Origin of the sequence: Microvirga lupini (genome assembly GCF_014191055.1) — a bacterium.
Lineage (GTDB): Bacteria > Pseudomonadota > Alphaproteobacteria > Rhizobiales > Beijerinckiaceae > Microvirga > Microvirga lupini_A.
On sequence record NZ_JACHWB010000003.1, the window covers coordinates 273,805 to 293,505 of the forward strand.

Annotated in this window: 21 protein-coding genes and 1 tRNA gene; 14 read left to right on the forward strand and 8 right to left on the reverse strand. The window is 61.9% G+C overall.

Translation table 11 applies throughout. From position 1 onward, the window contains the following. Positions 1-44: 44 nt before the first annotated feature. Entirely contained in the window at positions 45-1,655 is a 1,611-nt protein-coding gene (locus FHR70_RS12840; protein WP_183450728.1) for a calcium-binding protein, read from the reverse strand. 798 nt (positions 1,656-2,453) lie between these two features. On the opposite strand from FHR70_RS12840, the gene FHR70_RS12845 reads away from it, so the two are divergent. The 5 genes from FHR70_RS12845 to FHR70_RS12865 all read left to right on the forward strand — a co-directional run bounded on the left by FHR70_RS12845 (position 2,454) and on the right by FHR70_RS12865 (position 7,208). Next, positions 2,454-3,200 carry a competence/damage-inducible protein A gene (locus tag FHR70_RS12845; RefSeq protein ID WP_183450730.1) on the forward strand — a complete coding sequence of 249 codons (747 nt, stop codon included), beginning with the start codon at positions 2,454-2,456 and terminating at the stop codon, positions 3,198-3,200. A gap of 36 nt (positions 3,201-3,236) precedes the next feature. Beyond that, positions 3,237-3,743, forward strand: coding sequence for a xanthine phosphoribosyltransferase (gene gpt / locus FHR70_RS12850; protein WP_183450732.1), 507 nt, complete (start codon positions 3,237-3,239; stop codon positions 3,741-3,743). A gap of 18 nt (positions 3,744-3,761) precedes the next feature. Then, a complete protein-coding gene (locus FHR70_RS12855; RefSeq protein ID WP_183450734.1) occupies positions 3,762-5,318 on the forward strand; it encodes an AMP-binding protein in 1,557 nt (518 codons plus the stop codon). A gap of 110 nt (positions 5,319-5,428) precedes the next feature. Continuing rightward, positions 5,429-5,722: a hypothetical protein gene (locus FHR70_RS12860; protein WP_183450736.1), complete on the forward strand. Its 294-nt coding sequence runs from the start codon at positions 5,429-5,431 to the stop codon at positions 5,720-5,722. Between the two features lie 262 nt (positions 5,723-5,984). Continuing rightward, positions 5,985-7,208: a porin gene (locus FHR70_RS12865; protein ID WP_183450738.1), complete on the forward strand. Its 1,224-nt coding sequence runs from the start codon at positions 5,985-5,987 to the stop codon at positions 7,206-7,208. A gap of 916 nt (positions 7,209-8,124) precedes the next feature. Here the strand turns inward: FHR70_RS12865 and FHR70_RS12870 are convergent. Further along, the gene (locus tag FHR70_RS12870; RefSeq protein WP_183450740.1) at positions 8,125-8,313 is read right to left on the reverse strand and encodes a hypothetical protein; all 189 of its coding nucleotides are present in this window, start codon (positions 8,311-8,313) and stop codon (positions 8,125-8,127) included. A gap of 428 nt (positions 8,314-8,741) precedes the next feature. On the opposite strand from FHR70_RS12870, the gene FHR70_RS12875 reads away from it, so the two are divergent. The 3 genes from FHR70_RS12875 (at position 8,742) to FHR70_RS12885 (ending at position 10,090) form a co-directional block, all read left to right on the forward strand. After that, positions 8,742-9,137: a response regulator gene (locus tag FHR70_RS12875; protein WP_183450742.1), complete on the forward strand. Its 396-nt coding sequence runs from the start codon at positions 8,742-8,744 to the stop codon at positions 9,135-9,137. Positions 9,138-9,238: 101 nt separating this feature from the next. Then, the gene (locus tag FHR70_RS12880; protein ID WP_183450744.1) at positions 9,239-9,610 is read left to right on the forward strand and encodes a hypothetical protein; all 372 of its coding nucleotides are present in this window, start codon (positions 9,239-9,241) and stop codon (positions 9,608-9,610) included. Between the two features lie 312 nt (positions 9,611-9,922). Beyond that, positions 9,923-10,090 (forward strand): hypothetical protein, encoded by a 168-nt coding sequence (locus FHR70_RS12885; RefSeq protein ID WP_183450746.1) that lies wholly within the window; start codon positions 9,923-9,925, stop codon positions 10,088-10,090. A gap of 503 nt (positions 10,091-10,593) precedes the next feature. Here FHR70_RS12885 and FHR70_RS12890 read toward each other — a convergent pair. The 4 genes from FHR70_RS12890 to FHR70_RS12905 all read right to left on the reverse strand — a co-directional run bounded on the left by FHR70_RS12890 (position 10,594) and on the right by FHR70_RS12905 (position 13,531). Further along, a complete protein-coding gene (locus FHR70_RS12890) occupies positions 10,594-11,721 on the reverse strand; it encodes a calcium-binding protein (protein ID WP_183450749.1) in 1,128 nt (375 codons plus the stop codon). A 205-nt stretch (positions 11,722-11,926) separates the two neighbouring features. After that, positions 11,927-12,012, reverse strand: a tRNA-Leu gene (locus FHR70_RS12895). A gap of 67 nt (positions 12,013-12,079) precedes the next feature. Continuing rightward, a complete protein-coding gene (locus tag FHR70_RS12900; RefSeq protein ID WP_183450751.1) occupies positions 12,080-13,267 on the reverse strand; it encodes an FAD-dependent monooxygenase in 1,188 nt (395 codons plus the stop codon). Further along, positions 13,268-13,531, reverse strand: a complete 264-nt coding sequence (locus FHR70_RS12905) for a zinc-finger domain-containing protein (RefSeq protein ID WP_183450753.1) — start codon at positions 13,529-13,531, stop codon at positions 13,268-13,270. A 145-nt stretch (positions 13,532-13,676) separates the two neighbouring features. Between FHR70_RS12905 and FHR70_RS12910 the strand changes: the two genes are divergently transcribed. Together FHR70_RS12910 and FHR70_RS12915 are read left to right on the forward strand one after the other, a co-directional pair. Further along, positions 13,677-14,441: an alpha/beta fold hydrolase gene (locus tag FHR70_RS12910; RefSeq protein WP_183450755.1), complete on the forward strand. Its 765-nt coding sequence runs from the start codon at positions 13,677-13,679 to the stop codon at positions 14,439-14,441. Between the two features lie 57 nt (positions 14,442-14,498). Next, entirely contained in the window at positions 14,499-14,990 is a 492-nt protein-coding gene (locus tag FHR70_RS12915; RefSeq protein WP_183450757.1) for a class I SAM-dependent methyltransferase, read from the forward strand. Between the two features lie 2 nt (positions 14,991-14,992). On the opposite strand, the gene FHR70_RS12920 is transcribed toward FHR70_RS12915, so the two are convergent. Further along, the gene (locus FHR70_RS12920) at positions 14,993-15,793 is read right to left on the reverse strand and encodes an enoyl-CoA hydratase (protein WP_183450759.1); all 801 of its coding nucleotides are present in this window, start codon (positions 15,791-15,793) and stop codon (positions 14,993-14,995) included. Between the two features lie 124 nt (positions 15,794-15,917). On the opposite strand from FHR70_RS12920, the gene cysE reads away from it, so the two are divergent. The 3 genes from cysE (at position 15,918) to FHR70_RS12935 (ending at position 17,645) form a co-directional block, all read left to right on the forward strand. Next, positions 15,918-16,754, forward strand: a complete 837-nt coding sequence (gene cysE / locus FHR70_RS12925) for a serine O-acetyltransferase (protein WP_183450761.1) — start codon at positions 15,918-15,920, stop codon at positions 16,752-16,754. A gap of 90 nt (positions 16,755-16,844) precedes the next feature. Next, a complete protein-coding gene (locus FHR70_RS12930; protein WP_027315475.1) occupies positions 16,845-17,057 on the forward strand; it encodes a DUF3126 family protein in 213 nt (70 codons plus the stop codon). A gap of 57 nt (positions 17,058-17,114) precedes the next feature. After that, positions 17,115-17,645: a gamma carbonic anhydrase family protein gene (locus FHR70_RS12935; protein ID WP_183450763.1), complete on the forward strand. Its 531-nt coding sequence runs from the start codon at positions 17,115-17,117 to the stop codon at positions 17,643-17,645. 72 nt (positions 17,646-17,717) lie between these two features. On the opposite strand, the gene FHR70_RS12940 is transcribed toward FHR70_RS12935, so the two are convergent. Further along, entirely contained in the window at positions 17,718-18,401 is a 684-nt protein-coding gene (locus FHR70_RS12940) for a transglutaminase-like cysteine peptidase (protein WP_183450765.1), read from the reverse strand. A gap of 292 nt (positions 18,402-18,693) precedes the next feature. Here FHR70_RS12940 and FHR70_RS12945 point away from each other — a divergent pair, with 292 nt between their 5' ends. Continuing rightward, positions 18,694-19,509 carry a rhomboid family intramembrane serine protease gene (locus FHR70_RS12945; RefSeq protein WP_183450767.1) on the forward strand — a complete coding sequence of 272 codons (816 nt, stop codon included), beginning with the start codon at positions 18,694-18,696 and terminating at the stop codon, positions 19,507-19,509. The last annotated feature ends 192 nt before the right edge of the window (positions 19,510-19,701 follow it).

A 19,701-nucleotide genomic window follows, 5' to 3' on the forward strand; every position in this document is an offset into this window, starting at 1 on the left:
ACGGCGCCGGCAGCACCATTCCCGGATTTGCCTTTGCCTGGCGATCAGATCACCAAGAACTCGGCGGCATTCATCTTCAGGTTCTTGGCGAGCTGGCCGATCTTGATCTGTGCGGCTTTGCCCGTGCCGTCGGCGTCATAATAGAGGGCGCCCATGCCCTTGTCGTAGATAATCCGGTCGGAGGAATCGTGAGCCTTCTTTCCGGTCCAGAAGGCTTTGGCCGCCAGGGTGCCAGAGGCGCCGACCTTGGTGTAGACGCTGTTCTGCAGATGGATCACGTCGTCGGCGACCACGTAATCCTTGACGGTGTCGACGTTCTTGACGCGGCTTGCATCGAACACGAACACGTCCCGGCCAGCACCACCGGTCAGGATATCGTCGGCCGCGCCGCCGGTGAGCGTGTCGTCGCCCGCGCCGCCCGACAGACGGTCCTTGCCGCCATTGCCGGCAAGTGCATTCGCCCCGCCATCGCCGGTGAGCCTGTCCGCCCCGGAGCCGCCGCTGACGTTCTCGATGCCGAGGATCACGTCGAGGCCATGGCCGGTGTTCTGCGGTGCGCGGCCCACGCCGAGATCGATCGCCGCCGCCCTGCTGCCGCTTACCACGAGCGTGTCGATGCCATCGCCGCCATCGAGCGAGTCGTCACCCAGGCCGCCATCGAGCGTGTCGTTCCCGTCGCCGCTGTCGAGCAGGTTGGCAAGATCGTTGCCGGTGAGCCGATCTGCCCCGGTCTCCGAATAAACCCACTCGAAGTTGAGAAGCGTATCGAGCCCTTCGCCGGTTTGCTGCGGCCCTGCGATGCGCAGATCGAGCGTGATGTTGGCATCGTCGATGAAATAGATCGCGTCCTGGGTACCGGCCCCTGCATCAATGGTGTCGTTGCCGGCGCCGCCGCTGAAGACTTCCGATGCAGCTCCTCCCCAGGCCTGGTCGTCGCCGTTGCCGAGCAGGATGTAGCCGTTGCTCCAGCCGTTCTCGCCCCGGAAGATGTCGTTGCCGTCTCCGAGCTCGACCCAGCCGCGGATCGTTCCTGTATTCGTGACGATGTCGGATTTCGCCGAGCCCTGGATAGCCGTTCCGGCCCAGATGAAGCCGGTATTGATCACGGCGCTCGCAAGGCCGCCCGCCGCATCCGTCACCTTGATGCCGGTTGCGGTCCCGGCGAGAATGTCGCCGTTGTTGGTGATCGTGCCGCTGCCGATCAGCTCGATGCCGATGCCCTGGTGTGAGACAATCGTGCCCGCGTTGACGATGTTTTCGGCCCGCATCGTACCGCTGGTGACACGGATGCCGTAATGGGCCTGGATCGTGCCGGTGTTGGAGATGGTGTTCATCCGGCCGGTAGCGAGGATCCCGACCCCGTCATCGACATCGGCAAAAATCGACCCATCATTGTTGACGATCGCCTGGCCCTCGACGGAGAGGCCGACAAGCTCACCATAGACGAGCCCTGAGGAGCCGATGCCGATGCGCGATCCCATCCCGGCCGTAATGGCATTCGATTCACTGAAGACCGAACCGAAGACCGTGACCGATAAGAAGCCCGCCGCATCGATGGCGGTTGCGACGGTTCGGATGGTCCCGCTCCGCTCAACGACGAGATCGCCAATCACGCTTTGCGTCACTTCTCTTGTATCTGAAATGTAAGTCGCCATGAACCCAGCCCCCTTTGAATGGACAGGTTATAACCCGGTAAAAGGCAGCTGAAACCCGCATTTTTTCCTGGCCTCACATTTCTTTTCGATCTTCAAGATCGTTCAGCCTCCCGGTCATCCCAAGCCTTGCGCCGGGATCTACGTCTTCCCCGTATTCCGTCTCACAGACCTCACCCTAAGGAGCAGACGAAATCTGCGTCTCGAAGGAGGTTCCAGTGCTCTCTGGAGCCTCCTTCGAGACGGTCGCTTAAGCGACCTCCTCAGGATGAGGTCGAAGGGGGCGGGTGGGTTCTTGTTCTCGTTTCGTTCTTGACAATTCTCCTAACCTGGGCTATAAGGTTGCTCAGATCTGCTCCTGTCGAGGGGCGCGCTCGCGAGGCGTCGCAGTGTGGGAGCAGGCACGGTCCTGTGGTGCAGCCTCGCACGCCGCACCGACAGGTGGCCCAGGCTGTGGGCCGGTGGTCGGAATCGGTCTCAGGCCCCCGTCGAGCAGACGGACCCCGCCTGAGGCGGTCACCGGGCCGGTCTCGCCTGTCCGCCGAAACAAGCCGTGCGCGAAGAGGCATCTCGGCTCTTCCTTCCCACCATCCATCATCGAGCCGGGCTGCCCTACGCGCCACCCTCGATCTCACCCACAGGCTCGCAGCGCAACGCTGCGGGCCCCAAGGTGCTGGCTCTGTGACAGGTTCTCCGCCCGTGTCATCCCGGGTGTCTGAGAAAGACACTGGGGGCGAACCCTTGCTGCTGCTTGAGAATTGCCCTTTGTAAGGCTAAAGGCCCTCAAAAGGATCGCTGCGCATGGCCATCTCCGTCACTGCCGCCCTTCTCATCATCGGCGATGAGATCCTCACGGGGCGCACCAAGGACAAGAACATCGGCTATATCGCCGAGTACCTGACGGGAATCGGGGTCGATTTGCGCGAGGTTCGCGTCGTGCCCGATGTGGAGGAGGAGATCGTCGCGGCGGTCAATGCCCTGCGCGGCCGCTACACCTATCTCTTCACCACCGGCGGCATCGGCCCCACCCATGACGACATCACGGCCGACTGCATCGCCAAGGCCTTTGGCGTCGGGATCGACCACGATCCCCGGGCGGTCGCGATGCTGCGGGAGCGCTACACGCCGGAGGAGCTAAACGAGGCTCGCCTGCGCATGGCCCGGATCCCCGATGGCGCCGACCTGATCGAAAACCCGATCTCCAAGGCACCGGGCTTCCGCATCGGCAATGTCTTCGTCATGGCGGGCGTGCCGTCGATCATGCAGGCGATGCTCGACATCATCGCCCCGAGCCTTGAGACCGGCGCGCGCATGATCATCGAGACCATCGAGGCGGAGGGGCTGGCCGAGGGCATCTATGCCGAGGGCCTGAGCCTGATCGCCTCGTCATCCCCAAGCGTCTCCATCGGATCCTATCCGTCGTTCTCCACCGGCGGCTTCCGCAACCAGATCGTCGTGCGTGGCAAGGATCCCGAGGCGGTCGCTGACGCCGCCGCTGCCGTCCGCGACCACCTCGCTCGCCTGAAAGGCGACCAAGCGCCCCTTTAAGAGTTTTCTCGTCACTCCTTCAAGAAGAGCAAGCCGATGTCCCCGACCTCTCCAAAAGCCTTCCCCGTCTCCTGGGACCAGTTTCACCGCGATTGCCGCGCTCTTGCCTGGCGCCTGGCCGCGGCCGGCCCATTCGAGGCGATCGTCTGCATCACCCGCGGCGGCCTCGTGCCGGCCGCCATCGTGGCCCGCGAGCTCGATGTCCGCCTTATCGAGAGCGTCTGCATCGCGAGCTATCATGATTACAAGAACCAGGGCGAACTGCAGGTGCTCAAGGACATCGCGCCCGCCATCAAGGCGCTGGGCGACGGAACCGGCCAGGGCGTGCTCGTGATCGACGACCTGACCGATACCGGCAAGACGGCCAAGATCGTCCGCGACATGCTCCCCAACGCGCATTTCGCCGCGGTCTATGCCAAGCCCGCCGGGCGCCCCCTCATCGATACCTTCGTGACGGAAGTCAGCCAGGACACCTGGATCTACTTTCCGTGGGATATGGGCCTCGCCTACCAAGCCCCGATCCGCGAAGGCTCGGCCGGCTGATCCATCGGGAGCGCGCCCGTGGCGGAGTTCGACATCGCGCGGACGCGCAAGACCCTGTTCGAGGCGCTTCTCGACGCCCGGGATCGCTTCGGCCGCAACAAGGTCGCCCTGGAGGATCTGGAGCGGCAGCCGATCACCTTCGGGCGCCTCGTTCTCGGCTCGCTGGTGCTCGGGCGCAAGCTCGCCAGCCTGACGAAGGAGCGCGAGCCCATCGGCGTGCTGCTGCCGAACGTGCAGGCGATCGCCGTCACCCTGTTCGGGCTCAACGCCTTCGGCCGCGTCCCGGCCTTCCTGAACTTCACCGCAGGTCTCAAGAACCTCAAGGCCGCCTGCGAGCTGGCCGGGATCGACACCATCGTCACCTCGCGCCGCTTCATCGAGCAGGGCAAGCTCGACGACCTGATCGAGGCTTTGGGAGAGGGGCGCCGTATCCTCTGGCTCGAGGATGTCCGCGCGGAGCTCACCAGCCTCGACAAACTGCGCGGGCTTGTAGACTCATGGATGGCACGGCGCGTTCATGCCGGCGCGAAAGTCCAGCCCGACGATCCGGCCGTGCTGCTCTTCACCTCCGGGTCGGAGGGCGTGCCTAAGGGTGTGGTTCTGTCGAACGCCAACCTCGTGGCCAACGCCTATCAGGTAAAGGCCCTGGCGGGCGATGTGCTGAAGGACGACGACGTCTTCTTCGATCCGCTGCCGATCTTCCATTCCTTTGGTTTGACGGCGGGCCTGCTGACGGCAGTTCTCAACGGCATGAAGTCGGTGCTCTATCCAAGCCCGCTGCATTACCGGCAGATCCCGAAGCTCGTGGCGGGGACGCGCGCCACGGTGATGCTCGCCACGGATACCTTTCTCCAGGGCTATGCCCGCGCGGCCGGCGAGAACGACCTTGCGAGCGTGCGCTTCGTCATCGCCGGGGCCGAGCGGGTGAAGGACGAGACGCGTCGCCTCTGGGACCGGCACGGCACCGTGATCGTGGAAGGGTACGGCGCCACCGAATGCTCGCCGGTCATTGCCTGCAACCTTCCCGATGACAATCATCCAGGCACCGTGGGCCATGTCCTGCCCGGCATCCAGTGGCGGCTGGAGCCTGTCGAGGGAATTCACGAGGGCGGGCGCCTGCATGTGCGCGGCCCGAACGTGATGAAGGGCTATCTCGACCCGGCCGCGCCGGGTGGTATCCGGTCGCCAGTCGACGGCTGGCACGACACCGGCGATATCGTCACCATCGACGATGGACTCGTGACGATCCGGGGGCGAGCCAAGCGCTTCGCCAAGATCGCCGGCGAGATGGTGTCCCTGGCAGCCATCGAGGCGACGGCCCAGTCTCTGTGGCCGGACAACAGCCATGTGGTGGTGGCGATCCCGGACCCGCGCAAGGGCGAGCAGATCGTCCTGATCACCGACAAGCCGGATGCGGATCGCGATGTGCTCATGGCCCATGCCAAGGATCATGGTTTCCCTGAGCTTTGGGTGCCGCGCTCCATCCTCGTGTCGAGCATTCCGGTGCTGGGCTCGGGGAAGACCGATTACAGTGCCGCAATCGACTTGGCGAAGCGCCTGCAGCCGATGCTGTAGCGGCTTCATACCCTCTCTGGGCTGAGGGCTTCCGGTAACAAAGCTCCGCTTAAGGCGTTGTCGTTCCTAGGATGTGTTCCCTTGGGCCGTCCCTTACGAAGGGTATGACGATGCGAAAGATCGTGTGTGTTCTGGCTCTCCTGGTTGCCGCATCGAGTGTCCAGGCGCAGCCAAGGCCGATGACACCCAACATGACCTGCAACCAGGCTCGCGGCCTCGTCTTCTCGCGCGGCCAGATCGTCCTCGGAACGGGTACCTACACCTATGACCGTTATGTCAGCGACGGGCGGTTCTGCCTGCGCGACGAGGTGATCGAACCCGCCTTCGTGCCGACACGGGACACGCCCCAGTGCCCCGTCGGGTATGTCTGCCGGGAAGATGATCTGGATTTCTTCGGGGACTGACGGTTTGGAAATGTTGTTTTCCGGAGGCGCATGGCCAGCTTGGCGCCAGACGATCAGTGCCGCAACGGCAGGGTGGTTCAGGCTGTTGAATTTGGGTAACACCCTGGAGAATAAATGAAACAACCCTCCTGGAATGCTTATCTTTTCAGCAAGGTGCTCGTGACTTGGGCTGATCGGAAAGGTGCCCATGTTGCATCGCGCATCGGCATGATTATGGTCGCGCTTGTAAATGGGCATTGGCCCAACACTCTTGGAGATAACCATGAAGCTCGCTAAGAGCCTCTTCCTTGGAACAGTCGCAGGTTTTGCGGCTGTCGCGGGGGCACAAGCTGCCGATCTGCCGGTCGCCAAGGCCGCAGCCGTCGAATACGTTCGCGTCTGCTCCACCCACGGCGCAGGCTTCTTCTACATCCCCGGCACGGAGACATGCCTTCGGGTCGGTGGCCGCGTCCGCGCCGAATACAGCTATCTGGAGCCTACGACCCGCGCGAGCAACTCGATCGGCTTCCTCGCTCGCGGCCGCGTCCAGCTCGATGCCCGCACCGCGACCGCCTACGGCCTGCTCCGTGCCTTCGTCCGCATGGAAATGTCCCGCAACACCGGCGTTTACGCTGGCGGCGTCGCAGGCTCGTCTCCAGCCACTTCGCCGAACATCGCCCAAGCCTACATCCAGTTCGGCGGTCTGACCGCCGGTCGCACGACATCGTTCTTCACGAACGGCGACGTCGCGAACGAGAACTGGGGCACGCTGCGCTTCTACGACTATCCGGACGTGAACCTGCTCGCCTACACCTTCTCGTTCGGCAACGGCTTCTCGGCCACCTTGTCGCTGGAAGAAGGCGCCTTCGCAACCAACCTTGCCACGAATCTTGCTGGCGTCGGCGCTGGGCAGCGGGCTCCTGACCTCGTCGCTAACCTGAAGTATTCCGGCACCTGGGGTTCGGCCCAGCTCTCCGGTGCCTTGCACCAGCTCCGCACCAACACCCTTGTTGGCGACGATTTCGTCGACAGCGAGCTTGGCTGGGCTGTGTCGGGCATGGTCAACGTGAACCTGCCGATGCTGGCTGAGGGCGATGCCCTTTGGTTTGCTGCCACCTACGCAGATGGCGCTCTCGGCTATCTCGGCTTCGATCCCGACAACTCGGTCGGTATCGCCTCCGGTACGGCTGTAGACGCCTATGTGGGTCCCGATGGCAGCCTCGACACCGGCCGCGGCTGGTCCCTCGCCGGTGGTCTCAACCACTTCTGGACCCCGACCATCCGTCAGAGCCTGTTCGGCTCCTATGCTCGCGTGGAGTACAGCACCGCCGCACCTGTGCCTGACTTCACCGAGTGGCGCGTGGGCTCGAACCTGATCTGGTCGCCGGTTTCCGGCCTCGACATCGGTGTGGAGGCTCTCTACTCCAACCTCAACCCGCGCGGAATCGTTGGCCTGGATGACGATGATGCTTGGGAAGGCCGTCTGCGCATCCAGCGCGACTTCTAATTGGCCAATTCCGATTTATATGAAAGCCCCGGTGTCACCACCGGGGCTTTCTTTATTGGTCACAACCAATGTCCAGGTGAGGTTTTCACCTGCCGACCGGACGAGGCCGCGAGCCGAGGGGATGAACGATGCCGAGGATTTTGAGAGCCTTCAGCGCCGCAATGCATGTGCTCGGGCTCGGTGGATGCGTTGGCTCGGCTGGGATTTCAACCTGGGGGTACCAATCGGGCCCTGGCTACGAGACCTCAAATGCGCAGGAGAGCCGGATTCAGATTGACTCAGCCCAAGGCCTCACCCGTGAGGCCTGCTCAAGCGTGAGCAGAAGGCAGATTGCTGCGTCGGGCGGGGTCTCGGAGGCTGATCGGACTACCTGCCGCTCCTACTGATCCGGTGCATGGCGACAAGGAACGAACCTTCACCTTGACCGTTGGCATGAGGTCAATTCCATTTCGGGAGAGAATCCTCATGAACAACATCATCTGGCTTATCGGTGCTATCGTTGTGGTCCTCGCAATCCTGTCGTTCCTCGGATTGCGCTGAAAACCCGCGGTGAACCTGCAGGACGGAACCTCGCATCACATGCGCTGTCCTGCAGTTCTCATCGCGTGCGGTAATGAGCGGTGATGCCACTGACCGTGAGGTAAGGCAGCAGTTCATTCCAGAAGAACGAAAACGACTGACGCGACATTCATGGCGGCCAGGAGGCTGAGCAAGACCGTGAACAGCGGGATGCATCGCCTTCGCAGTGCTTCGGCGCTCCCGTTTCCCACATTTCCCACATCCGGCTCCAGAGAAGAATTTCTAAAGGTCATCCCTCGCCGACTCCTTCGCCTAACCTTACGTTAGTGCAGGCAGAATGAACTCGGCTTAACGAGGCTGACGTGCGGTTGCACACAAGTCGGCTGCTAGGTTGCCTCTAGTGGCGCGTTGCGCCCTTCTGAATCTGGAGGAGCTGCCCCTCGATGGCCCGCATTCTCGTCATCAGCCGGTCCAGCTCGGAAAGGAGCTGCTTCTCATCCTGTCGAGCCTGCTCGACGGATTCCAACGAGGAACCGTGGCGGATCCGATGCAGAGCATCGGCCAGCTTGCGGTCGAGAAGCCGCATGTGATGCTCCAGGTCCAAGAATTCCTGGTGAAGCTGGGTCTCCTTGAACACGGTGGGGGTCTCGCGTGAGAACAGTCGGTCCAAGCTTAAGCTACAGCTTAGAGGGCGGTTCCTCTAGGGCAAAAAGGTCCCACGAGAAAATTTCTATAAGGCCAAGCTGAAACGGAGAGCTGTGTTCACCGTTCTGTGATGAGGGTCTTCGCCCGATCGCGCCCTGCGCTCGGGAAAGTTTTATTGTTCGCAACTCTGTGAGGATGCATTCGCGAGCCTTGCTGCTTCTGATCGCATTCTGAGTTTCGGCTGTATCGCACCGGCTGTCCGCATGGCGTTTCCGGAGCCGGATTTTTCCCATCAAGCAGAGAGCCTGAGGATTGTTGATCCGTGGTCGAAAGGCTCCAAAGCATGCAAACCGCAAGAGGAGACGACTTATGGGACAGAGAATAGCGCCTTATCGCGTGGCCTTGATCGTCGAGGACGATTTTGAGGTCAGGGGCTTAGCGGCGGCTCTTCTCGAGGAAACCGATCTCAAGGTCGTCGAAACATCCAGCGCGGAAGAGGCGCTGGATTACTTGAACCACCATTCCGAAGAAGTCGCTTTCCTCTTTGCCGATCTTCGGCTCCCGTGCCTGATGGATGGGTTGGACCTCGTGCGAACCGTGCGGCTCAAGTGGCCTTGGGTCCGCACGGTGCTGACCTCCGGCAGGCCCTTGGATGACAAGGCTGATGATGTTCCTCGGGACGTACGCTTCATGCCCAAACCCTGGAGAGCCCTCGAGGTTCTGATGGAGGCGGAGAGAGCAGCTCAGTCCTATCGGCGAAACTAAGAGCGTCCGGGTCGGTGCCTTTCCGCATCCGTGTGACGTGCCCGCGTGGAACCTAGGCGCTTTCCGGGAATTGGCGTCAGCAGTTCGAAGAGGATTGACTGATGCCGAATACGTCTATTGCCACTGGGTCTTTCTCATCCCGCAGTGAGGCCAACCAAGCGGTCCAGCGCCTGGTCTCGGCTGGGTTCGCCCGTAACAGCATAGAGCTTCACCGCCATGATGACGATGAGGGCTATGACCTGGAAATTCACACCCGACAGGAGAATGTCAGGCGGGCAGAGCGCCTGATTCATGACTCGGCGCCGCTCTATGTGGTGCGTGAGACAGCCTCCGGCGTCGTTCAGACCGCCAAATCCTATCCCTTCGTTCTGCTTGGAGCGGGCGTTCTGGCAGGGTTTCTGATCTACAGCCTCATTCCGAAGGAAGCGGCCTCGACAGGCCATTCGCATCCACGCAACCGTCGCAGGCGCTGAAGGTCCGGGCCAATCAACATTGAGGGCCACTGAGCCGGTATGGGTCAGTGGTCCTCTTCTTTGAAGGTCTGTTCTTTCGAGACTCCCCATAAACTGCCTGATGAGATCCGCTCCTTGATCCGCGGCTTAGGTTTCAGATGCAATTGGACCTTTTAATTCCTTGATGGACTTCCGCTTGGTTTGAGGTCGCTATCCCGCGCTTTTTGACCATCTATTGCCGCTCTTTAGGGAGAGCAGGCGACGGCCGGTCGCATTGGCTTGATCCACATCCTGCGGCAAAGCTCAGCTTCATGGGTTGCCGGGGGCTGTGAGATGCGTGAAGTTATGATGATCTATCTGGGTGGCGTGATCCTGCTCCTTGCAGCCTCGACCATGATCAATGACGAAGAGGGGATCGGCCTCGACCACATTCTGATCGCCGGGTTCGGCTGGCCGATCCTGACCCCCCTTCTGGCCTTCCGGGCTTGGCACAGCCGCTAAGATCGCAAGCCTTCCTCGGCAGGCACAAGTATTCCTGTGACGTGAGGATGTCTAATTCCGTGAGGGCGTGGAGCGCGGCGTGCAGCGGTACCCGATCGGGCATTGAGCTGTATCGGCCGTTGGAACCCATGCCGGATCCAGGGTTTCTCCGGCCATGCAGAATCCATACGATCCAACATAGCGGTCGTAGGTGAGGGGGCCTGTATTGAGGACCACGGCTCTTTGCGAGGCGACAAGGTTCTGTGCCTGAGCGCACGACATTCTCAAGGTTAGCGGATGGCTCTGAGCCAGAGCATCGGTCCCGACCGACATGATCATGAGGATAGCCACTACGCCGGCTGAGCGAAGCAGGAGGGAACCGGAGCGCATTGTTTATCTCCAATGGACGTTGAAGAGGCGCTCTCGACACTATCCAACAACAAGATCGCTCGATGTGCCTGCATGCACACCGAGCGTTTGGAACAGTGACGCCGGTATTCGCCCCGGCTCATATGAAATCCTGGTCAGATAATCTGAAAGTCCAGCGATGTGATCCTCAGCCCGACCGAGAGCTTCGCGAAGGCGACCTGCTCGATGGCGCCGGTGCCATCGGCATCGTAGTACAGGAAACCATCGTCCCGATCATAGATGATGCGATCTGTCGAATCGCGGGCTTCATCGCCTGTGCGGAACAATGCCGATTTCAGGCGGCCGGCGGATCCGACTTCCTTGAACACACTGTTCTGAAGCCAGATCGTGTCATCCGCGACCGAGAAATCACGTACGACGTCGACATCCGTCGTTCCGTTAGGGGCAGTATAGAAGACGAAGGCATCCTGTCCTGAGCCGCCGATCAGGTTGTCCTGCTCGGAGCCTCCATAGAGGCGATCATTGCCGGAGCCTCCAGAAAGCCTGTCCTTGCCTGAACTGCCGAAGAGGAGGTCATGACCGGTGCCGCCATACAGAGCGTCGTGACCAGTCGCCCCCCCGACGTAATCGCTTTTGTCACCACCAAAAAGAGTGTCATTGCCGTTGCCAGCATTGATGCGGTCATTCCCATCCTCACCGGAGAGTCGGTCATTTCCATTGCGACCATAGAGCCTGTCATTGCCGATACCACCCATAATCCGGTCGTTGTTTCCCGTGCCATAGAGGATGTCATCCACGTACATGTATTGGAGCTGCCCATAGAGAGGCGCGTCGGACCGGCTCACGCCGTCCGGGAAGCTTTTCGTCAGGTCGAGACCGGCCGAGTGGAGAACCGATGCGACAACGGAGTTGCTGTTCAGGTCTCCTCCGGGAGCTTCGCGGATAATGTCGATACTGTAATCCAGGTCCGCGGCCTCGATGTTGTTGGCATGCTGCACCATGATCTTCCAGACATCATTGGCGTTCCTCGTCCCGAGATCGAGAACTTCGCGATGTCTCTCCTCCGGAGTGTCCGAGCCTCTCCTGTCGGGGGATGTCGCCAGGTTCGCATCGGCCAGCGTCTCAAGATCACCATTCGATCCTGCCGTGCCCCGGATCACCTTTTCCGAGATCACACGACCCTGTTCATCCGTGACGGTCTTGACGAGATAAAGGTGAAGAAACCCGGTATCGATCCCTTCAAATTCAACAGGCTTGGCCTCGATGGCAATCACGGTGGGCATAAGCAGACTCCTACAGCGGGCCGGGTTGCCCCGGGCCCTTCATGGCTCCTTGATCATCAACTTTGCCGATGGCTTTGCCGTTCCGTAGAAAGCTTTGAAATCAAACGTTTTGGTTGTCGCAGCCGGCTCATAGAGGTCAGGCCGCAAGGCTGCCTCCCGGAAGCTGCGCCTCTCCAGGTGATGTCTGCGATGTTAGGTTATGGAATGGTGCGGACGGCGGGGGTCGAACCCGCACGGGCATAGCCCGAGGGATTTTAAGTCCCTTGCGTCTACCGGTTTCGCCACGTCCGCTTCGGAGAAGAGGGTTATCGGGCCGCGGGCTTGAGCGCAAGCCCAACCATGCGCCGCGGAGCCTTGCTCAATCCGGCGTGCGGAAGCCGTAGAGCCAGTCGTAGCGCTTCGTCATGCCCTCGGGCCCAAGATGGCGCATGACCCGGTCGCGCCCGAAGGCCACCAGCGGGCCCGCATGGTAGATGCGCCCGTTGGTGCGCGCCTCCTTCTGGACCCGGGTTGCCCTTCCAAAGCGTTCTCTCTCGTAGATTGAGAGGATCTGCGGGATGCCGGTGGGCGTATCGCGCAGCAGGGAGGCAAGGGTCGCCGCCTCCTCGATTGCCATCGCGGCTCCCTGGGCCAGGAACGGCAGGACCGGGTGAGCGGCATCGCCGAGGAGGGCAATCCGGCCCTTGGCGAGGCGTTCGACCGGGTGGTCGAAGAGCGACCAGCGCAGCCATTCCTGAGGTTGATAGAGAAGATCGCGCAGAGCAGGAGCAGCCGAGGCATAGCGGGCGATGAGGTCCTCCCGGTGGCCGGGCGCGGCCCAGCCCTCGACGGGAGCAGGATTTCTCTCGATCGCCACGACATTGACCAATCTGCCGCCCGCAATCGGGTAATGCACCACATGGCCCTGAGACCCGAGCCAGAGGCCGGTCTCGTCACCTGCGAGTTCGACCGGGGCGGCGCTGCGCTCGAGCGTAGCCCGCCAGGCGACATAGCCGCGGTAGGTAGGCGGTGTCCTGTCGACAAGCTGCTGCCTGACCTTGGACCAGACCCCATCGGCGCCGACGATCATGTCGGCCGTGACGGTCTCTTGCGCACCGCTGGCGGAAACCCACGTGAGGGAGGCTTGCGAGGCGCTGCTCTCGGCGCTCTCCACCGTTCGCCCCATCACAAGGCGGATCGACGGTTCGGAGCGGACGGCATCGAGCAGGATCGTCTGGAGATCGGCCCGGTGCACGACCCAGTAGGGCGCCTCGAACCGCTCGCGCATGAAGGCGCCGAGCGCCACTTCGCCAATGGGCTTGCCCGAACGGATGGCGCGCACCACCACGCGCTTCGGCTCCGTCGCCACGCGGCGTAGCGCCGGCCCGAGACCAAGTTTGATGAGGACGCGGCTGGCATTGGGCGAGAGCTGGAGGCCGGCCCCGACCTCGCTGAACCCGGTCCGGCGCTCGATGAGCGTTACCGCATGGCCCTGCCGGGCCAAGGCCAAAGTCGCCGTCAGGCCGCCGATGCCGGCGCCGACGACTGCGATCGAGAGATTTTGCACTTACCGCGAGGAGGCGGAGGTCGCGAAATCGGGCTCCCAGACGCATTCAGCCGGGCGGGCCTCATCGACCTTCAGCGAAGGATCATACTTGAACAGGGTCGAGCAGTAGGAGCAGACCGTCTCGGTGTCATAGCCCATGTCGATGAAGATATGGGGATGATCGAAGGGCGGCGTCGCTCCGATGCACATGAACTCCTTCGAGCCCACGTGAATGACGGGAACGCCCGGATCGTTGTGGAAGTGGGGAGTGCCTTTGTCAGCCATTGCCGTTGCTCTGAAGCGATGAAATTGGCGCGCACCATAATGGCCGATCGGCCATGCGCCTAGAGCAAATTTCCACCGATTGCATCCCGCGCCCGAGGTGTTAGGTAGAACTCTACCCCTGGTTCCCTCCAACGCCACCGGTTCCATGCGCTATTTCAATTCCAACGGCGTGAGCATCGCCTATATCGACGTGCCGCCCCATGAGGGTCAGGGCGATCCGATCCTGCTGATCCACGGCTTCGCCTCGAACCACGCCGTCAACTGGGTCAACACGCTTTGGGTGAAGACGCTGACGCGGGCCGGATACCGGGTCGTCGCCTTCGACAACCGTGGCCACGGGCAGAGCGAGAAGCTCTACGATCCCGAGGCCTACAATTCCTATCGCATGGCAGAGGACGGCTGCCGGCTGCTCGACCATCTCGGCATCGAACGCGCTGACGTGATGGGCTATTCGATGGGCGCGCGGATCACCGCCCACATGGCGCTCACCACCCCGGAGCGGATGCGCTCCATGCTGCTCGGCGGCTTGGGCATCCATCTCGTCGAGGGCGTTGGACTGCCGCTCGGCATCGCGGATGCAATGGAGGTGCGCTCCCTCGATGATCTCACCGATCCGATGCAGCGCATGTTCCGGGCCTTTGCCGAGCAGACGGGCAGCGACCTCAAGGCGCTGGCCGCCTGCATTCGTGGGTCGCGGCAGGTGCTGACCGAAGACGAAGTCGCCTCCATCACGCTGCCGACCCTGGTCTCGGTCGGCACCAGGGACGACGTATCGGGCTCGGGGCCGGAACTCGCCAGGCTGATCCCGAACGCGAAGGCGCTCGATATTCCGGGGCGCGACCACAATCTCGCCGTGGGCGACAAAGTACACAAGCAGGGCGTGCTCGACTTCCTGGCGCAACGCCCGTGACGCGCATGCCTTTGCTTTAAAGAGTCTTCCCCATATCTCTGCCGTCAGGAGCATCGAATGACCCGACTTGATTCTGTGATCCGACGGCTGACCGCCCAGCGCGACCTCCTGAATTGGGCCGCTCAGGAGATCGGTCCGACCGGACTCATCCTCGAACTCGGCCTCGGCAATGGCCGCACCTACGATCACCTGCGGACCCGGTTGCCCGACCGGGAGATCTACGCCTTCGAGCGCTCCCCGGCGGCCCATCCGGATTGCTATCCGCCTGAAGGCTACCTGATCGTCGGCGACATCTTCGAGACCCTGCCGAGTTTCATCGAGCGGATGGGGCAGGGCTCCGCTGCATTGATCCATACGGATATCGGCACGGGCGACGAGGTGGCGAACCGCCAGCTTGCCCTGCGACTGTCACCGCTGCTCGATTCCCTGCTTCAGCCCGGAGGGCTCCTGATCGCGGATCGGGCTTTCGAGATGCCGTCCTGTACCGACATTTCGTCCCGGGCGAACGTGCCCGAAGGCCGCTACTTCGTCTATCGCCGGAACGCTTAAGCCTAGCGGCCGCTGAAGGCCGGAGGGCGCTTCTGGAGAAAGGCGTCGCGCCCCTCCGCTGCATCGGCGCTGTCGAAGCATTGATCTGCGAGGGCGACCGGGTCGGCATCGGGATGCCCAACGCCAACCGCTTCATCGATGGCCACCTTGGCGGCCTTGATCGTCAGGGGCGCATTCTCCGCAATGCTCTCCGTGAGCGCCTGTGTGACCTGTTCCAGCTCGCCGTCGGGAACCAGCCTCTGCACGACTCCGAGACGCTGCGCCTCCTGGGCGCCGATCCGCCGTGCGGTGAAGAACAGGTCTTTCGCCGCAGGGGCGCCGACGGCAGCGGTTACGAGCTTCATGGCCCCCGGAGGGTAGCCGACCCCGAGACGCGCTGCCGGAATGCCGAAGATGGCACTCTCAGAGGCAACCCGCAGGTCGCAGGAGAGGGCAAGGCCGAAGCCGCCGCCGAGGCAGAAGCCGCGAATCATGGCGATGACGGGCTTGGAGCAATGGGAGACGGCCCAGAAGGCCGCTTCATTGGCGGCCTCATAAAGCCGCCCGCCCTCCGCATCGGCCCGTACCGTCGCGAATTCGGCAATGTCCGCTCCGGAGGCAAAGGAGGCTTGCCCCACACCTCTCAGGACGATGACCCGGACATCCGGGTCCCGGTCGAGAGCCTCCATGAGTGCCGGGAAAGCCTTCCACATCTCCAGGTCCACGGCATTGTGTTTGGCAACATTGTCGATGGCCACGGTTGCAATGCTGCCGCTGAGGGAAACGGCAAGCTTGGATGTCGCAGGCGAAAAAGAGTAGATCATGGCTCGTTTGGATCTGTGGTAAGGGCCCCGGCTTCTTATTTATGATTGAAGCAATAGCCCATCCTGCGGAAAACCAGATCTGGTTTTCCGCAGGATGGGCCAGCATAGCCGGCAGGAGACTAGCATGACACAGACGCGCCTGAAGCCCGGAGCCCCCGATGCGGTGGCCGGAAAGGTCGATCCGATTTGGGATCGTCTGCGCTCCGAGGCCGAGGCCATCGTCCAGGCGGAACCGGCGATCGCAGGCTTCGTTCTCAGCTCCATCCTGCACCAGCCGAGCCTGGAGGCTGCGGTGATCCATCGGGTCGCATCCCGCCTTGGCCATGCCGCGGTGCCGTCCGACATCATCGAGCAGATCTTCCTCGAGGCCATTGAGAACGACAGCAGCATCGGGGCAGCCATGCGGGCGGACATCAGCGCCGTGCTTGACCGCGATCCCGTGGTGTCCCGTGCAATCGAGCCCGTGCTTTACTTCAAGGGGTTTCACGCCATACAGACTCACCGGCTGGCCCATTGGCTGTGGAAGAGGGGGCGGCAGGATTTCGCCCTCTATCTCCAGAGCCGCTCGTCCGAGGCGTTCCAGACCGACATTCACCCCGCGGCTCGCATTGGCCGTGGCATCTTCCTCGACCACGCGACCGGGCTGGTAGTCGGCGCCACCGCGGTCATTGAGGACAATGTCTCCATGCTCCAGGATGTGACACTGGGCGGAACCGGCAAGGAGCGGGGCGACCGGCATCCCAAGATCCGCCATGGCGTCCTCATCGGCGCCGGCGCCAAGATCCTCGGCAATATCGAGGTCGGCCACTGCGCCAGAATCGCCGCAGGCTCTGTCGTTCTCAAGCCTGTGCCCCATAATGCCACGGTGGCCGGTGTTCCCGCCAAGGTCATCGGCACGGCCGGTTGCGAAGAGCCGGCCCGGTCCATGGATCATTGCTTCTCCGACACCGACGGAATCTGAGGACGGGATCCATCAGGGACCTAACGCCGCTTGCTCGCGTTTGCCGGGCATGGCAAGTGCAGCAACCGTGACAGTAAGAAAGGACCTGTAGTGGACAAAACCGAGATGGCTAAAGTCGAGCGCTACCTGCGCCAGACCTTTGCGAACCACTCGATCCGCGTCGTCGGGCGGCCGAAGAAGACCGATTCGGCGGAAGTTTACATTGGTGAGGAATTCGTCGGCGTTCTCTTCGTCGACGATGAGGATGGGGACCGTTCCTTCAATTTCACCATGGCAATCCTCGATACGGATCTTGAGGACTAGAGGCTTTTCGCAGCAGGCCTTCCCCAAGGCTCTGCTGCCTTTCGTTCTGGACCATCCATGCCGATCTACAGTCTCGACAATACGGCCCCGATCCTTCCCGAACCCGGCCGCTTCTGGATTGCTCCGGACGCTCATGTGATCGGCAAGGTTCGGCTGGGGCGGGATGTGGGCATCTGGTTCGGAGCCGTGCTGCGCGGCGACAATGAGCTCATCGATGTCGGCGAGGCCACGAACATTCAGGAAGGCGCGCTGCTGCACACGGATATGGGAGCGCCCTTGAGCATCGGTGCAGGATGCACCATTGGCCACAAGGCCATCCTCCACGGCTGCACTATTGGCGAGAACTCCCTGATCGGCATGGGGGCCACCGTACTCAACCATGTGCGTATCGGGGCCAACTGCCTGGTAGGTGCCAACGCGCTCGTGACTGAGGGCAAGGAGTTTCCTGACAATTCCCTGATCGTCGGCGCTCCGGCCAAGGCGATCCGGCTGCTCGATGCCGAGGCTATCGAGCGGCTCCGCTGGTCCGCGAGGAACTACGTGGAGAACTGGCAGCGCTTCGCCCAAAAAATGAGGCGGATCGACTGATCCGCCTGAAGTCTTTTGACATCGGTCGTGGAATGCAAAAGCCGGTGCTTGAGGACGCCGGCTTTGGAATTTTTAGCGGTTCGCGGTGGTGGTCGGCGAGGAGACGATGCCGCCGAGGGAAACCCAGCCAATTGTGTCCTGGCTTTCGCGCTTGATGTAGACATAGCCGGTGCGGTGCCAGGGGAGGACCGAGGAGGTCTTGTTGTCGAGGACGAAGTCGCCCCGGTTGGTGCGAACCATCAGCACCGCGTGGCCCTCTCCGATCTCGTCGATCACCACCGTCATGCGCATGGCGCGGCGGGGCAGACCGGCCTCCACGAGAAGACGGCGCTTCAGAAGCTGGAAGTCCTCACAGTCACCCTTGCCATCATCCGGGAAGCCCCAGGTGTCCACGACACCGAAATGATCGGTGTCCGTCACGGCCTTGATGCTCGAGTTCACGCGCTGATTGACCGACACAATGGTCTTCCATGCCTGCGGAGTCAGCTCGATCTTGTCGGCCTCCGCCGTGTCGACCGTGCATTCTGACCGGAACTTATCGCAGAACTGGGACCAGCCGAGAAGCGGTTTAGCCGTGCCGACGCTTGAGATCGGCGCGCTGTTGATGGGCAGGGACGCGAGCGTCTGAGCCTGAGCGGCAGCACCGGAAAACAGGAGGGCGAATCCGAAAAGAACTGTTTTAATGAATTTGCCGGAAAGCACCGACTTCTCATTTACGCCACAGAAAAGGCCGTTCTTGAAATAATCCTGCCGCATGCCCCACCAGCCGGTTAACGTTCTTTTAACCAAACTGACATGGTTGCATTTCGGGCTCAAGCAGAAAGTAAAAGGTGAGTTAACGCGTCGCGGCTCAACCGGTTCCGTTATGGTTAATAAAAATTCTTAACGGTCATAAGGCAGCTGGAATAGATTTCCTCTCCGTTAAGCTTGGCTGCTGCTAAGTTGTTGGTTTTTCTCGAACGAGAAGCCAGATAGAGGTCTGATCTCACCCGCTTCCCATTCCGGCTTCGCCGCTATCCACGGCAGCCGCCTCATACAAAAGTTATCGATGCCCCCACACCCGTCCCGCGCTCGTGAGCCGATCCTCAACCTCCCTGCCGTCATCAGTCTCTGCCTCTTGGCCTTGATCGGCATTCATGCCGCGCGGCTGCTCCTCCCCGACGAATCGGATTTCATGCTGATCATCGATTGGTCGGTCATTCCGGCCCGCTGGTCGACAGCCTTCGGAAGCGTCCAGGTGGAGGACGTCATGCGGTCCCTGCGCGAAGGCGTGCCGGAAGACACCGTGACGCCGCTGATGGCTTTGGCGCAGTACGTTCTTCAGAGCGGGGAGGGGCGGCCCTGGACGGCATTGTCCTACGCCTTCCTCCATGGGTCCTGGGCGCATGTGCTGATCAACAGCGTCTGGCTGGCAGCCTTCGGGACTCCAATCGTCCGCCGGTGCGGCGCTGGCCGGTTCTTCATCCTGTCGGGAGCCTCCGCGATCGCCGGAGCGGTTCTCTACGCGGTCATGAACCCTCTCCAGGTCCTGCCGATGATCGGGGCCTCGGGCGCCGTCTCGGGCCTCATGGCGGCAGCGTCCTGGTTCATGTTCGCCCCGGCCTCGTGGCACTGGGAAGGACGCCTGACCCAGCCGCATGAGCGGCCCCGTGAGACCCTCGGGCATATGGTCCGCAACCGGCAGGTTTTGATCTTCCTCGGGATCTGGTTTGCGGCCAATTACGTGTTTGCTTTTGTCGAGCCTTTGGGAATGACGGATGCAAGCATCGCCTGGGAGGCTCACCTCGGCGGCTTTCTCGCAGGCCTCATCCTGTTTCCCCTGATCGACCCGCTCCCCGCACGGGCCAAGCGCATCTCGGCTTGAAACTGATGCCGTTTGCGCTGATCATTCGATAGCTGACGTAGGGTTCGCACCCAAAGTCGTGGGTGGCGGACCCAACATCAGCCGAGAGCATCGTGCGGACCCAGCAGGCCGCGCTAGCGAAGGGTGGACACGGTTTTCCGCTCGAACGATGCTCTCATTGATGGAGGAAGCATCGGATCAATCCCAAAAGTG